Origin of the sequence: Maridesulfovibrio sp., assembly GCF_963678865.1 — a bacterium.
In the GTDB taxonomy this organism is placed as follows: domain Bacteria; phylum Desulfobacterota; class Desulfovibrionia; order Desulfovibrionales; family Desulfovibrionaceae; genus Maridesulfovibrio.
The window spans coordinates 17972-32375 of the sequence record NZ_OY787459.1; the positions used below are offsets into that span (position 1 = coordinate 17972).

Sequence of the window (14404 nt, forward strand, 5' to 3'; positions counted from 1 at the left end):
CTTCGCCTCGGGTTACCGGTATATTGCTGATTCTCAAACTATGACCCATTTGAAATTATTAAAAGTTTTTGACGAGTCTACAGAAATTTTTTTCAAAAAGTTTCTGTGGAGCTCGGAGAGCCGCCGGAGGCATTTTTAATGAAAATCGGTCTTTTCGGCGGAAGTTTTAATCCAATCCACTCAACACATCTTGATGTTGCTCTAGGGGTTAGAAAGCGTCTCGGTCTTGATAAAGTCCTGTTCGTCCCTGCAGGTAATCCTTATCACAAAGAGCAGGGTGAAATGCTGCCTGCCGGCTTGCGTTACGAGCTGGTTGAAAAGGCTGTGCATGGCTGCGAGGGGCTTGACGTCAGCGATATTGATATTTCTGCAGAAGGGCCGACCTACACCATTGATACCCTGCGCGAGGCTGCGCGCCGCTATCCCGAAGATGAGCTCTATTTTATTATGGGGCAGGATTCATTCGAGGATTTTACCACTTGGAAGGACTGGCAGGACATACCTAAGATGGGTAATATTGTCGCTGTAAGCAGGGCGGAGGCTGATCATGGAGAAATGGCGCAGGAGCTGAAACGTATCTTTTCCGGTCTGAAAAAATCCGGGGAGAATGTCTGGACGGTTCCCTGTGGTAAGTCGTTTTACATAATCGGAGATTTTGATTTTGTGATCAGCTCTACTCAGGTACGTGAAGAGTGGAAAAAGGGTGCAGAATTTTCTGCATTGGTCCCGGAAGCTGTTGCCGAGTGTTTGATTGAGCATGAGAGTGAACTGATAAAATTCTGGCACGAGCAGCAGCGAAGACCCAACAGAGAGTTTTGAAGAGTGGAGAGAAACTTTTGCATCAAAAAACGTGTCAGCGCATCAGCTTTAAAACCTTTTCAAACACATCTTCCGGTTTAATTTTCCGCAAACATTCCCGGTCTTTTTTGCAGTTGCTTTTACCATGCAGCGAGCAGGGGCGACAATCCATCTCAGATTCCAGAACAACATCATGCGGTCCTGCGGGATAGAAGCCCCATGCTTTGGAGGTCGGCCCGAACATGGCTATTACCGGGGTCTCCACAGCAGCGGCAAGGTGCATGGGACCGGAATCACCGGTGATGAGCAGCGTTGATTTCTCCAGCAGGGCGCAGGTCTCGCGGAGTTGCAGCTGGCTGGTGAAGTTGCAACCGGCATGCTGCGGTTCAAATATGTTGCTGTCATGGCCGATAATTGCCCATTTTATGTCTGCATCATCAAGCATGTTGATGAGTGTCTGCCAATTCTTTTCAGGCCATGCTTTGTCCGGATGGGTGGCGTAAGGGTGCAGGGTAATAAAATTATTACCTAAGTCGTGCTCTTCAATTAAAGTCCGGGCGATTTCTTTTTCGTTATCAGTAAGATATATGTGTGGCAGCAGTGCTGACGGTTCCGGGATATCTTCCTCAAGGGCGGAAGCATAGCGCTGGGTGACACGGAGCGCTGAAAGCTTTTCGTTCATTCTGGGGGAACGGGTAAGCTTGAACAGCCTACGTTCAATAGAAAATTTGTTGTAACGGGATACTTTGCCTTTCCAGCGTGCGGCCAGGATCCTTGAGCGCAGGGTGGAGTGCAGGTCGATGAGTTCGCAGTTTTCATAGTCTGCGGCAATCTGTCCGGCTTTCTTCAGCCATGCCAGATCTCCAAGGTCTTTTTTTTCAAGACTGATGACATTTGTGATATGGGGATTATTTTCTAATACAGGGCTGCTGGAAATTTTGGTAATAACCGTGAAAGTGCAGTTGAATTTTTTCGCCCAGTACTCAATTACCCCGGTTGTCAGGACTACATCTCCGAGGGCGCTGAGCCTGAAAATTATTTTGTGGTTTGTATTTGGCATCGCGTGCATATTTTATTTGCGAAGCCCAAAAGGTCAATGTCTTTTTTTTGTGCTCTAACTGTTTGAACTCTTGCTAATTTTACTTTAAAATTTTATTTTGTAGCAAAACCGTAGGGAATCGGGTCCTAAGTGACCTATTTCTGTTGCGCCACTATCTGCCTTCTGGTACTGATGCCAGTATCAAAAAGATGCCGGATGGCGTCCTTTAATAACTTTAACTCCAAAATTAATGCTGGAATTAATACTTTCCGTCAGTGTAGCCACACTTATTTCCGCCTACTGCTCAGTCAGTGAAGCCGTATTTTATTCCTTTCCGTGGAGCAGGATTGAAACCCTGCGCAAGGAAGGTAACAAGTCCGGGGCGATTCTGCACAAGCTGCGTTCCAATGTGGATAGGCCAATCACTGCTATCCTGACCCTTAACACAGTTGCCCATACCGCTGGAGCCGCTTTTGCCGGTGCCGCGTGGGCCGGCGTTTACGGTGCGGATACCCTGCCCTGGTTTACCCTCGGCTTCACAATTATTATTCTTGTTCTTTCCGAAATTCTGCCGAAGACCATCGGAATTGTTTACTGTGAACCGCTGGGACGGGTTCTGGCCCGGCCAATGGAAATTTTAATTTGGATATTCCTTCCGGTTATCTGGGTTTGCGGCATTTTCTCCCGTCTGGTCAACAGAAAAGGGGAAGGTCCGCAAGCTACGGAAGATGATATAAGAGCTATGGTCAGCCTGACCAGGAGATCCGGGGCGATCAAACCGTATGAAGCCCTCTCAATTGCCAACATCCTGTCGTTGGACGACAAGATTGTTGAGCAAATTATGACTCCCCGGACTGTTGTCTTCTCTCTTCCTGCTGAGATGACCGTAGCCGAGGCTCATGCCAAGTTCAGTGCATGGCCCCACAGCCGTATTCCCGTTTATGAAGGGGATGATTCTGAAGACATTGTCGGGGTCATCTACAGGCGTTCCGTTTTTGAAGCGCTTGCTGATGATCAGGATGAAGTCAAATTGTCCGAGTTGATGAAACCTGTACGTTTTGCGTTGGAAAATCTCACTTTGGACAAACTTCTGGTTAAGTTCCTTGAAAGCCGCATGCATTTGTTTGTGGTGCTTGACGAGTACGGTGGAATGTCAGGGGTTGTTACCCTTGAAGATGTAATGGAAGAAATCCTCGGCAGTGAAATCGTGGACGAAACCGATCAGGTTGTGGACATGCGCGAACTTGCCCGCAGGAGAAGAAAAGAACTTGTCGTCAGCAAGGAAGAAGCTTCCGCTGACGTTTCGAAATAGAACGGAGAACGAGAATGGCCAAGAAAGGCGGAAAAGGCGTCTATGTTGCTGCCTTAATCCTTTTTCTCGGTGGACTTGGATACCTGATTTACTCAGGAATTTCACAGGACAGCGTGTATTTTCTTAATGTTTCAGAAGCCCTTGCCATGGAAGAGTCGGAACTCGGACAGGCAAGGCTTTTCGGCAAAGTAGCCCCGGCTGGTATTGAACGCAAAAACGGTGGGCTCGGAGTCGCTTTTGATCTCTCTGATCAGAAGGAAGCCGCGAAAACTCTTCGTGTGGATTACAGTGGTGCTGTTCCAGATACCTTCAAAGAAGGGGTCGAGGTTATTGTGGAAGGTAATTTTGTCAATGGGCATGAAATGTTCAGGGCAACTTCACTGATAACCAAGTGTCCATCCAAGTATGAGAAAGAAAATCGCAAGGGATGATTTCCTGCTGATTTGTTCTGTTTTATAAAGATTTTATCCGTAATGGAGTAAATATAGTATGCAGCTTTTTGCCAATCTCCTGCTCCTCATCGCCCTGCTTGCGGCGCTGGGGGCGGGTGCTTATGCGTGCCTGGCCCTGCTTACGGGCAAACGCAGTGTGCTGGATTTGATTGATAAGGCGAATATGGCAATTGCCGGTCTTGTGGCCGGTTCCAGTGTGATCCTTACAATAGCCCTGATTAACAGGGATTATTCATTTAAATACATCTACGAGTATGTAGATAATACCTTGCCCATTTTTTATACATTGACAGCTTTCTGGGCCGGAGCCGACGGTTCCCTGCTTTTTTGGATGCTGTCCATAGCTGTTATGGGCGTTGTTTTTTCAAAGCTGAGTCTTTTTAATGAGTTTTCAGAGAAAACAAGACTTTATTATTGGTTGTTTTACATGGTGGTGCAGGCGTTTTTCCTGCTCCTGCTGACCTGCTGGTCCAATCCGTTCATGGAACTGGTTCCCACCCCCGCAGATGGGCATGGCTTGAACCCGTTGCTGCGTAACCCCGGCATGATCTTTCATCCGCCGTTGCTTTTTCTCGGTTACGCAGGATTCACCAGCCCGGCAGCTCTAGCGCTTGCCTCCTACATTTCAGGTGAACTGAAATCGTGGGTGTCCTTCTGCCGTAACTGGAACATTCTGGCCTGGATTTTCCTTACTGCCGGAATTGTCCTCGGTTGCTGGTGGTCTTACATGGAATTGGGCTGGGGTGGCTACTGGGCATGGGACCCGGTGGAAAACGCTTCCCTTATCCCGTGGCTGAGCGCATCCGCTTTTATGCATACCGCGATTATTCAGATAAAGCGCAAAGCCCTGCAGCGCACCAACGTCTTCCTCATGAGTCTGACTCTGCTGCTCTGCGTTTTTGCCACCTATCTGGTGCGTTCGGGCGTTGTACAATCTCTGCATGCTTACGGTGAAAATGGCGTAGGGCTGCCTCTGCTGCTCTTTTTGCTTGCCAATCTTGCTGTGATTCTGGCCGTACTAGTGGTCGGTCCCCGTCCTGAATTCAAGACCCTTTCAGGTCTGAACAGCCGACAGGGCATGCTGGTAATCGCAGCATGGGCTTTTCTGGGGCTCGGCCTTGTGGTCGGTCTGGGAACCATGTGGCCTGTTATCAGCAAGATGTGGAGTGCCAATCCGGTCGGTCTTGACGCACGGTTTTACAACCGGGTCTGTCTGCCTCTGTTTAGTTTGATTATCCTCATTTTTACTGTCTGTCCGTGGTTTAACTGGAAAGAGGGTATTTTTGACAAGCGCGGCCTGTATCTGGTCGGCGGTGCTTTTATCGGCGGCGGCGTTATCAGTTATATGTGCGGCCTGCATAATCCTCTCGGTCTTATTACCAGTGCTGCAGCTATTGCGTCTCTGGTGGGGATTATCGGTGTTTTCGCTTTTATTCCCCAGTTGCGTAAAGTCCGCTCCATGATCGGGGTTTACGGACTGCACTTCGGTGTGGCTCTGGTCTTTCTCGGTGTCGCGTGGTCCGGCCCCAATAAGCTGGAACACCAGTATGTGATCAAACAGGGTGAAAGTGTTCAGCTAGGCACTTACACCATGACTTATAAAAAAATGACTGAAGGCCAGACTCCGGAAATGGCAAAGATTTGTGCAATTCTGGAAGTCACTGAAAACGGTAAGCCGGTCGGCCTGCTTGCGCCTGAGCGTAGAATCTACCGTAATTTTGAACAGCCTTTTGCAGAAGTCTCGGTCATACCCAGCCTTGGCAGCGAAATATATGCGACCTTGCTGAGTGTGGATGCCGAAGGTAATGCAACATTCAAGATGAGCCTTAATCCGCTTATCAACTGGTTGTGGATCGGCGGTACTTTAATGTGCCTGTTCGGATTCATGGCTTTCAGAAAACCGAAATTGTCTTAGGCGGATTGTTGTGGCTGAGAATGAAAATATAGCTCTCAAGGTGCGTAAAGCAGCCAAGTTCTTCGGGACAAGGCTGATTTTCAAGGATGTCAGTTGCGATGTACTGCGCGGGGAAATCCTGCTGGTGGTAGGGCGCAACGGTGCGGGTAAAACAACTCTGCTCAAGATTATGTCCGGGCTTTCTAGGCCTTCAGCCGGGGCTGCGGAAATATTGACTGAGCCTGAAAAAACCGCATACCTCGGGCATTCCACCTTTATTTATCCGCGTCTCAGCGGCGTGGCTAACCTTTCATTCTGGGCTTCCATGTACGGACTTTCTCCTTCCCGCGACGAGCTGATGGCTCTGCTGAAGCGGGTTGGGCTTGAAAGGGCTGCTGAAGAGCAGGCCGGGTCCTACTCAAGGGGAATGGCCCAGCGTTTGAATCTGGCCCGTGTTTTTCTAGTGAACCCGGATCTTCTTTTCCTTGATGAACCGGGAACCGGGCTTGATCAGGCTTCGCTGAGCCTCCTGCGTGAGGAAGTCGTGGCTTTGCGTGACCGTGGAACAGCCATTGTCTGGATCAGTCATGATGTCAACCACGACACTTCACTCGCCGACCGGGTCCTTGGGCTTGCCGGACGCAGGATGGCTTATCTCGGTGCCGCTGCTGAATTCGACCCAGCAACCATATTGGGAGGGGAGAATGCTTAAACGCGGACTGACTATAGCAGCCAAGGACCTGCGCCTTTCCATAGGTGGCGGGCAAGGCTTGACGCAGGCTGTTCTGCTGGGATTGTTGCTGATCTTTGTGTTCAGCTTATCGCGTCCGGCGGGGCAACTGGTTGAGCCACAGGCGGCTTCGGCCATATTCTGGCTGGCGTCTTCCTTCGGGCTGGTTTTGGTTTTCAACACTTTGTTTTCAATGGAAGAATCAAACGAAGCGCGCTTGGGACTGCTGTCATCTCCTGTTCCTCTGCACGCCGTCTGGTTCGGAAAAGGCCTTGCCGGTTTCGGGCTGCTGCTTTGTTCACAGCTTGTTTTCCTTCCGGCTACAATTGTATTTTTAGGTCAGGATATGAAAGGGTCGCTGGCGATTTTTGCTGTGACTCTGCTGGCCGCGGACTGGGGACTTGTAGCCCTCGGGGCATTGCTTGGTGCAATATCCCAAGGTCAGGCTGCACGGGAATCTCTGTTATCAGTTATTCTTTTTCCTTTGCTGCTGCCCATTTTACTAGGGGCAATACAATTGATGACCTCGGTGTTCTCCGGGGTTAACCTTATGGACGAAAGTTCGTGGATGGGCATCATTGTTGCCGCCTCGGCTTTGTTCAGCGGTGCTGGGCTGATTCTTTTTCCTTTTGTATACAGCGGCGAGCAATAAGCTGGCTGTTTAATATAGTTTACGGAGTTATAAATGAACCTTGCAATCGCAGCATTGCTGGCAGGAATAGCACTTTGTGCCGGGCAGTATCTTATCTGGATGTATGCTCCCATTGAAATGACAATGGGGCTGGTGCAGAAGATTTTTTATGTCCACATGCCAATGGCGGCTTGGGCCATGATCAGTTTTTTCGTGGTTTTTCTTGCCAGTGCGGCGTATTTGCTGAAACGCGATATAAAGTTTGATTATATTGCCGGAGCTGCTGCTGAGATCGGAGTGGTCTTCAGCGGACTGGCTCTTGTTACCGGTTCCATCTGGGGCCGGGCGGCATGGAATGTATGGTGGACATGGGATCCGCGGCTGACCACTACATTAATCATGTGGTTTGTCTATGCCGCGTATCTGGTGCTGCGCACCTCGCCCATGTCTGCAGAGCGCCGTTCACTTGTCTGCGCGGTTCTCGGAGTTGTTGCATTCGTAGATGTCCCTCTCGTTTTTTATTCTGCGCGACTCTGGAGAAGTGTGCATCCCAATGTTATCGGTGCAAAGGGTGGCGGAATGGAGCCGGAAATGTTGACCACTCTGCTGGTGAACGTTGTTGCATTCGGCCTGTTCTGGTTGGTCCTGCTGGCGGTGCGCTACCGTCAGGTAAGGCTTTCCGGTGAACTGGACGCTAAAATGGTCTGGGATCAGGATTAGGAAAATGCCTCCGGCGGCCTAAGAAACTTTTTGGAAAAAGTTTCTCTGGACTAATCAAAAACTTTTAATAAGCTTCGCATAGTTGTTTATTAAAATAAGATATAAACTTAATTGATTAAATTGTCTTACTGAACGGCATAGCCTAACTAAAACGTTTTGGGATTTTTAAACCTTTTGTAAAAGGGTTTAAGACCCCGGAAGGGTAGCCGAAGGCAAGGAGATATATAATGAACAGTGAAACTTACCTGTTAATTGCAAATATAGCTGTATGGGCTGTGCTTGCCGGTTATCTGGCATTCATCGCAGCCAATGGCGCATCCATGGATCGCCGTATCAGGCAGATGGAGATGCTCGATAATGACAAGTAAGACTCTCAATGATTTTACGCTCAGCGGCGGACAGAAAGCCGTGGTTTGGCTGTTGGGTCTGGCTCTTGTGGCGGTGTTTGTCTCTTCGCTAACTTATCGCATGAGTCATCCCGGCAATAAAGTCGAATTCCAGCAGCAGAGCAAGGGCGGAGGAATGCCCGGCGGTATGGGCAAAGGCATGAGTGAAGACGCCATGAAACATGTGCGTGAACTGATGGAACGTTTGGGCAAGGAACCGGATAACATGGAAATCCAGCTCGAACTCGCCAATTCATTCATGATGATTCGGGCTTATGGACGTGCTCAGACCTTTTTTGAGAAGGTTGTCAGTGCTGAGCCTGAGAATGTGCAGGCTCTGATGGGGCTGGGAATGTGTTTCTATCAGGCGGAGCAGTTTGAGAAGGCTGCTGAGGCTTTTGATAAAATCGTAGCGCTAAGCCCCGACGACTCAATGGCTTTATTTAATGCTGCGGTGGTAAAGAAATACTACCTGCACAAGCACGATGAGGCCGACGCTCAGCTTAAGCTGATACTTGACAATCCTAAATCCTCTCCTGAAATGAAAAAACGTGCTGAAGAGGAACTTAACCGGGATGCTCACGCAGAGTAGCAGGTTTTAATTCTATAAATGTTGAAAAGGGAATCCGATGGAACGGGTTCCCTTTTTTTTGCCAATTTATGTCTGTTGCCGGAGGAAGTCTCCAATAACTAAGAGTGAGTGGTTACTTTTTAGTGTGTTTGGTTTCTAGCTACTTTAAAAATGACCTTGCAGACTAATTTTTTACGAGCAGGTCAATTTAGCTTACTTTATTCGTTAATTGTAGCCAAACATTGACAAGTTTGCTCAATGTTGGCTAATTAAGACGTAAAGGTTATTGCTTTTCTCGCAATTAAAATATGTCCGTCTTGCCGGATCTGGACATCTGCTGCGGGAAATCGATGAACAGCTGCAGTCTGTTGTTTTCAACAGCTGTACTAACGTGATAGGGTGATTCACGTTTTCTTCTTGTGGCGATAAGACACGAGTTGTTTCGCAGGTGAATATAGTAACTGGGCTTGAACGGCCCAAATCAACGCAGTCAAGGAGTGTTATGATGAAACGTTCATTACTGGTACTGCTGGTCGCAGCCATGATGACCATCGGTAGTTTCGGTTCTGCTTCAGCAGGCAAAATTGTTCTCGGTGTTCCGGGCGCCCATAGTGGCGACCTTGCAGCTTACGGCCTGCCTACAGTTGAAGCCGCAAAACTTGTTGTTAAATCCATCAACGATGCCGGTGGTATAAATGGTGAGCAGGTTGTCATGTCCACTCAGGATGACCAGTGCAAACCTGAATTCGCCACTAATGCGGCCATGAAGCTTCTTTCCGACGGTGTAACCGTAGTTCTCGGTCACATTTGTTCCGGTGCTACCAAAGCCGCACTGCCTATTTACAAGGATTCCAGTCTGGTCTGCATGTCTCCTTCCGCAACCAACCCCGCGCTGACCCTCAGCGGCGATTATCCCAACTTTTTCAGAACTATCGCTTCAGATGACGCGCAGGGTGCTCTGGCAGCCATTTTTGCCGTCGAAAAACTCGGCCTCAAGAAGCCTGCCATCATTCATGATAAGGGTGACTACGGTAAAGGATTTGCTGAGTGGACCAAAAAGTATCTTGCTGAGAAAGGTGTTGAAGCAGTCCTTTTTGAAGGTGTAACCCCCGGCGCAGTTGACTATTCAGCTGTTGTACAGAAAGTGAAAGCTTCCGGCGCTGACGGTGTTATTTTCGGCGGCTACCATCCTGAAGCTTCCAAGATTGTATCTCAGATGCGTAAGAAAAAAATGACCATCCCCTTCCTTTCCGATGACGGTGTAAAAGCTCAGACTTTCATCGATATCACCGGTGACGCAGCTGAAGGTGTATACGCTACCGGTCCTCAGGATATTACCGGTAACCCCATGTACAAGGTTGCTATCAAGCAGTACAAGGATTCCCATTACGGTGCAGAGCCCGGTGCATTCTACTTTGAAGCATACTCCGCAGCTCTGGCCCTGCTCAAGGCCATTGAGAACGCAAAATCCACTGATTACGACAAAATCGTCGAAGCTCTTCGCACCCACGAAGTTGAAACTCCTGTCGGCAAAATTAAGTTTGACGCCAAGGGTGATGCTATCGGTGTAGGCTTTTCTGTTTATCAGGTGAAAGATGGCGAGTACGTAGAAGTTAAATAAACTTTTACGCTTTGAAACAATTCCGGTTCAGGGGGCAGGCATGTTGCCTGTCCCCTGACTCTTGATTCAGCAGGGTCCAAATGGAATATTTTCTGGAATTATTTTTTTCTGGTCTGACCAGGGGTAGTATCTATGCGCTAATTGCCCTTGGTTATACAATGGTTTACGGTATTATCGAGTTGATTAACTTCGCCCACGGTGAAATCTATATGATCGGGGCGTTTGTGGGGCTTGTTGTAGCCGGGATTTTAACCAGTTTTGGGTTTCCCGCAGCTTCCATTGTCATCTTGGCTACCATTGCGGCAGTTATCTATGCTTCGGCTTATGGATACACATTAGAAAAGATTGCCTACCGACCGTTGCGGGATGCACCGAGACTTTCTCCGCTCATCTCGGCTATCGGTATGTCAATTTTCCTTCAAAACTATGTAATGCTTTCCCAGACTTCCGACTTTCTCTCTTTTCCAAGTCTGATTCCCGAGTTCGGTTTTCTTAAAAATTATGAGTCCATGGTCGGCTCCACCGATTTTCTGATTATTGTGGTTGCCGCTCTTGTTATGGTCGGACTCAATCTTTTCATTAAATTCACCCGGATGGGCAAAGCCATGCGCGCTACGGCTCAGAACCGTAAAATGGCAATGCTTGTCGGCATTAATGTAGATCAGGTTATTTCAGCTACCTTTGTTATCGGTTCTGCACTTGCAGCAATCGGCGGGGTGCTTATTGCCTCCCATATCGGGCAGATTAACTTTTTCATCGGATTTATCGCAGGTATTAAAGCTTTCACAGCTGCAGTTCTCGGCGGTATCGGGTCCGTTCCCGGTGCGATGCTGGGCGGCCTTATCCTCGGCTGGACTGAAAGCTTCTGCACCGGATATGTGTCCAGTGACTATGAAGACGTTTTCGCCTTTGCTCTTCTGGTGCTTATCCTTATTTTCAGGCCTTCCGGATTGTTGGGCAAGGCTCCGACCCAGAAGGTTTAAAGGTGCAGATGCATGCGGGAGATAAGAATCCCGTTGATATGAAAATGAAATAAACGGAATATTTTTATATGGAAGGCTTTAAAAAATCTATTCTGGCTTCATTGTGGTTCATGTTTCTGACCCTGCCTATAATGGGGGTCTTTGTGAACACGATTGATAAGTCTGTTACCTGGCATCTGGACCGGGTCCTCTATGTAGGAGCCGCTGCATTCGTGCTTTCTTTTCTCTGGCGTTACATGCTTGATCGAAAGGAGAAGGGCAGGAAAGAGGAAGAAGCGTCCAGTGTTGAAAAAGTTACCCTGTTCAACAAACTTGTTTCCAATCCAAAATTTTATTGGCCCGGTATGGTTGCAGTGGCTGTATTCGCCATAGCGTTTCCTAAGCTGTTCTCCATGTATCAGGTCAATGTTATGACCACAGCGCTCATCTACGTGGTGCTCGGTCTGGGCTTGAATATTGTGGTCGGCCTTGCCGGCCTGCTGGATCTCGGTTTCGTGGCTTTTTACGCTGTCGGTGCATACTCTTACGCGCTTATGAATATGTACTGGGGAATCAGTTTCTGGATGGCCTTGCCGCTGGGGGCGTTACTTGGTGCCTTCTGCGGTATTCTGCTCGGTTTTCCGGTTCTGAGACTGCGTGGTGATTACCTTGCCATTGTAACACTCGGCTTTGGTGAAATTATTCGTCTTATACTTGAGAACTGGGGCGAATTCACCCACGGTCCTTCCGGGATCTCCAACATTTCGCGTCCTGAATTTTTCGGACTTGCCAAGGGTTTTGTCGCTCAGGTCAACTTCATGTATTACCTGATGCTGGCACTGGTGCTCTTCACGATTTTTGTGGTCAACAGGCTTAAAAATTCTCGTATCGGGCGTGCATGGCAGGCCTTGCGTGAGGATGAGATTGCTTGTCAGGCCATGGGAATCGATAAGATGAAGACCAAGCTTTTGGCGTTTTCTTTGGGAGCTACATGGGCCGGAATGGTCGGTGTTGTCTTTGCTGCCAAGACAACCTTCATCAACCCGGCATCATTTACATTCCTTGAGTCGGCTATCATTCTTTCGGTGGTTGTTCTCGGCGGTATGGGTTCTATCCTCGGGGTTATCCTCGGTGCGCTTATGCTCATCCTGCTACCGGAATATCTGCGTGACTTCTCTGAGTATCGCATGCTTGTTTTCGGCGCGACTATGGTTCTTGTTATGGTTTTCAGGCCGCAAGGGCTGGTCCGTGATGTGCGCAAGAAAATTGACATCAGTTCAGTGAAAAAAGCTTTAGGTGGCGCTCATGAGTAATGAAAGAAGAACTGTTCTCCAGGTTAAGGGTGTCAGCAAGGATTTCGGTGGGCTACGTGCCCTTGATGATGTAGATCTTGATGTTAAAGAAGGTGAGATTGTTGCCCTTATCGGACCCAACGGTGCGGGCAAGACTACTTTCTTCAACTGCATCACCGGGATATACACCCCCACAGAGGGAGACGTTAATATCGATCCGAAAGGTGAAGGTTTCAAGCGTATTAACGGCAGGAAGCCCAACCATGTAACCAAATTGGGAATGGCGCGCACCTTTCAGAATATCAGACTCTTTCCGTCCATGTCGGTGATTGAGAATGTCATGATCGGCTGTCACTGCCGCACCAAGGCGACTTTTCTCGGTGCAGTCTTTCGTGATCCTCGGACCCGCAGGGAAGAGCAGGAGACTATCCTCAAGAGTTATGAATTGTTGCAGGAACTCGGACTGGATCAATATGCAGATGATCTGGCCCGTAATCTGCCCTATGGTGCGCAACGCCGTCTGGAAATAGCCCGCGCGCTGGCAACTGATCCGTTCCTTCTGCTTCTGGACGAACCGGCTGCAGGCATGAACCCGCAGGAAACAACCGAACTTGAGGAATTGATCGTCAGCATCAAGGACAAGCATAAAATATCAGTCCTGCTTATTGAGCATGACATGAAGATGGTCATGTCTTTGTCGGACCGTTTGTTCGTGCTTGAGTACGGGCGCGAGATTGCCCACGGCACACCTCAGCAAATCAGCGAGAACCCCGCTGTTATCAAGGCTTACCTCGGGGAGGAACTCGTCGATGCTTAAACTTAGGAATGTAAACACCTTTTATGGAAATATTCAGGCCCTGCGCAATATCAATATTGAAGTGGGGCAGGGTGAGATTATTACTCTCATCGGGGCCAACGGTGCAGGCAAAACCACCACGCTGATGACTATCAGCGGTGTGGTGCCGCCACGCACAGGAGAAGTCCTCTACAACGGTAAACCGATCCACAAAACCAAGCCGGATAAAATTGTCAAGATGGGAATTTCACAAGTGCCTGAAGGGCGGCTTATTTTTCCTGATCTGACTATTACCGAGAATCTCGACATGGGCGCATTCCTGCGTGATGACAAGGATGGGGTCAAAGAAGACATGGATCATGTCTTTAAACTCTTTCCCATTCTCTGGGAACGGCGCAGGCAGCTCGGCGGTAACCTTTCCGGTGGTGAGCAGCAGATGTTGGCAATTTCCCGTGCGCTCATGGCCCGGCCCAAGCTTTTGCTTCTTGACGAACCTTCACTCGGGCTTGCTCCGTTAATTATTCGTCAGATCTTTGATATTGTTAAGAAAATTAATGAAGAAAGCGGTACTACCGTATTTTTGGTTGAACAGAATGCAAACCTGGCACTGAAGACTGCCCACCGCGGTTACGTCATGGAAAACGGTGAGATTATACTCTCAGACACCAGTGACAAACTTCTCGCCAACGAAGATATCAAGAAAGCTTATCTGGGACTTTAATTTTGAATGTCTCATGCGACCAAATACTTTTTAACATGGCATCCCTGTTTTGTATTGAAGAACTTGCAAACAACGAACCCGCAATAGCTTTTGAGCTATTGCGGGTTGAGTTTTAAAAATAGTTTTATAAAATTATATGTGGTTCTTACAATAAGGAATTGATTTTTTGCCCTTGCCATCAGGTGAGGGGACTTGGTTCGATTCTAAGGTATAGTAACAGTGGAGCAACCCCTTTTTAAAGTGTTTGAGGCTTCCGGCAGGGGCTCCGGATGGAAACATAACTATTGACAAAAATCGGCCCTGCACATATGCGGTCCCCAACACTTTTAATAACTTTTTGGTTATGGGCTTGAGTCCGGAACAAAAAAGTATATAATCAGTTCATTAAAAGATTGAAAATTCCGGCAGGGAAGAACCTGCCAAAACCCCTGTAAAACTGATGGTACCGCGCCCGGTTGACCGCCAGAAAGACCGGTTCG

Annotated in this window: 15 protein-coding genes; 14 read left to right on the top strand and 1 reads right to left on the bottom strand. The window is 48.4% G+C overall.

The genetic code is table 11. From position 1 onward, the window contains the following. Positions 1 to 138: 138 nt before the first annotated feature. Positions 139 to 819 (top strand): nicotinate-nucleotide adenylyltransferase, encoded by a 681-nt coding sequence (gene nadD, locus ACKU41_RS00090; protein WP_321403262.1) that lies wholly within the window; start codon positions 139 to 141, stop codon positions 817 to 819. A 34-nt stretch (positions 820 to 853) separates the two neighbouring features. On the opposite strand, the gene ACKU41_RS00095 is transcribed toward nadD, so the two are convergent. After that, positions 854 to 1867 (bottom strand): glycosyltransferase family 9 protein, encoded by a 1014-nt coding sequence (locus ACKU41_RS00095; RefSeq protein WP_321403263.1) that lies wholly within the window; start codon positions 1865 to 1867, stop codon positions 854 to 856. Between the two features lie 220 nt (positions 1868 to 2087). Between ACKU41_RS00095 and ACKU41_RS00100 the strand changes: the two genes are divergently transcribed. The 13 genes from ACKU41_RS00100 to ACKU41_RS00160 all read left to right on the top strand — a co-directional run bounded on the left by ACKU41_RS00100 (position 2088) and on the right by ACKU41_RS00160 (position 13925). Beyond that, the gene (locus tag ACKU41_RS00100; protein ID WP_319779326.1) at positions 2088 to 3149 is read left to right on the top strand and encodes a hemolysin family protein; all 1062 of its coding nucleotides are present in this window, start codon (positions 2088 to 2090) and stop codon (positions 3147 to 3149) included. 14 nt (positions 3150 to 3163) lie between these two features. Next, entirely contained in the window at positions 3164 to 3580 is a 417-nt protein-coding gene (locus tag ACKU41_RS00105; protein ID WP_319779327.1) for a cytochrome c maturation protein CcmE, read from the top strand. Positions 3581 to 3638: 58 nt separating this feature from the next. Beyond that, the gene (locus ACKU41_RS00110) at positions 3639 to 5516 is read left to right on the top strand and encodes a cytochrome c-type biogenesis CcmF C-terminal domain-containing protein (RefSeq protein ID WP_321403265.1); all 1878 of its coding nucleotides are present in this window, start codon (positions 3639 to 3641) and stop codon (positions 5514 to 5516) included. A 10-nt stretch (positions 5517 to 5526) separates the two neighbouring features. After that, positions 5527 to 6207, top strand: coding sequence for an ABC transporter ATP-binding protein (locus ACKU41_RS00115; RefSeq protein ID WP_319779329.1), 681 nt, complete (start codon positions 5527 to 5529; stop codon positions 6205 to 6207). Continuing rightward, positions 6200 to 6877: a heme exporter protein CcmB gene (locus ACKU41_RS00120; RefSeq protein ID WP_319779330.1), complete on the top strand. Its 678-nt coding sequence runs from the start codon at positions 6200 to 6202 to the stop codon at positions 6875 to 6877. The genes ACKU41_RS00115 and ACKU41_RS00120 overlap by 8 nt, the downstream gene beginning before the upstream one ends. Positions 6878 to 6910: 33 nt before the next feature. Beyond that, positions 6911 to 7576 carry a cytochrome c biogenesis protein CcsA gene (gene ccsA / locus ACKU41_RS00125; RefSeq protein ID WP_319779331.1) on the top strand — a complete coding sequence of 222 codons (666 nt, stop codon included), beginning with the start codon at positions 6911 to 6913 and terminating at the stop codon, positions 7574 to 7576. A gap of 227 nt (positions 7577 to 7803) precedes the next feature. Then, the gene (locus ACKU41_RS00130) at positions 7804 to 7944 is read left to right on the top strand and encodes a CcmD family protein (RefSeq protein WP_321403269.1); all 141 of its coding nucleotides are present in this window, start codon (positions 7804 to 7806) and stop codon (positions 7942 to 7944) included. Further along, on the top strand, positions 7934 to 8554 hold the full coding sequence (locus ACKU41_RS00135; protein ID WP_319779334.1) for a tetratricopeptide repeat protein: 621 nt from the start codon (positions 7934 to 7936) through the stop codon (positions 8552 to 8554). The genes ACKU41_RS00130 and ACKU41_RS00135 overlap by 11 nt, the downstream gene beginning before the upstream one ends. Before the next feature lie 484 nt (positions 8555 to 9038). Beyond that, the gene (locus ACKU41_RS00140; protein WP_319779336.1) at positions 9039 to 10154 is read left to right on the top strand and encodes a branched-chain amino acid ABC transporter substrate-binding protein; all 1116 of its coding nucleotides are present in this window, start codon (positions 9039 to 9041) and stop codon (positions 10152 to 10154) included. Positions 10155 to 10234: 80 nt separating this feature from the next. After that, positions 10235 to 11137 (top strand): ABC transporter permease subunit, encoded by a 903-nt coding sequence (locus ACKU41_RS00145; protein WP_319779338.1) that lies wholly within the window; start codon positions 10235 to 10237, stop codon positions 11135 to 11137. 68 nt (positions 11138 to 11205) lie between these two features. Continuing rightward, positions 11206 to 12429 (top strand): high-affinity branched-chain amino acid ABC transporter permease LivM, encoded by a 1224-nt coding sequence (gene livM / locus ACKU41_RS00150; RefSeq protein ID WP_321403272.1) that lies wholly within the window; start codon positions 11206 to 11208, stop codon positions 12427 to 12429. Further along, positions 12422 to 13225 carry an ABC transporter ATP-binding protein gene (locus tag ACKU41_RS00155; RefSeq protein WP_321403275.1) on the top strand — a complete coding sequence of 268 codons (804 nt, stop codon included), beginning with the start codon at positions 12422 to 12424 and terminating at the stop codon, positions 13223 to 13225. Before livM ends, ACKU41_RS00155 begins: the two co-directional genes overlap by 8 nt. Beyond that, on the top strand, positions 13218 to 13925 hold the full coding sequence (locus ACKU41_RS00160; protein WP_319779342.1) for an ABC transporter ATP-binding protein: 708 nt from the start codon (positions 13218 to 13220) through the stop codon (positions 13923 to 13925). Before ACKU41_RS00155 ends, ACKU41_RS00160 begins: the two co-directional genes overlap by 8 nt. Positions 13926 to 14404: the final 479 nt, after the last annotated feature.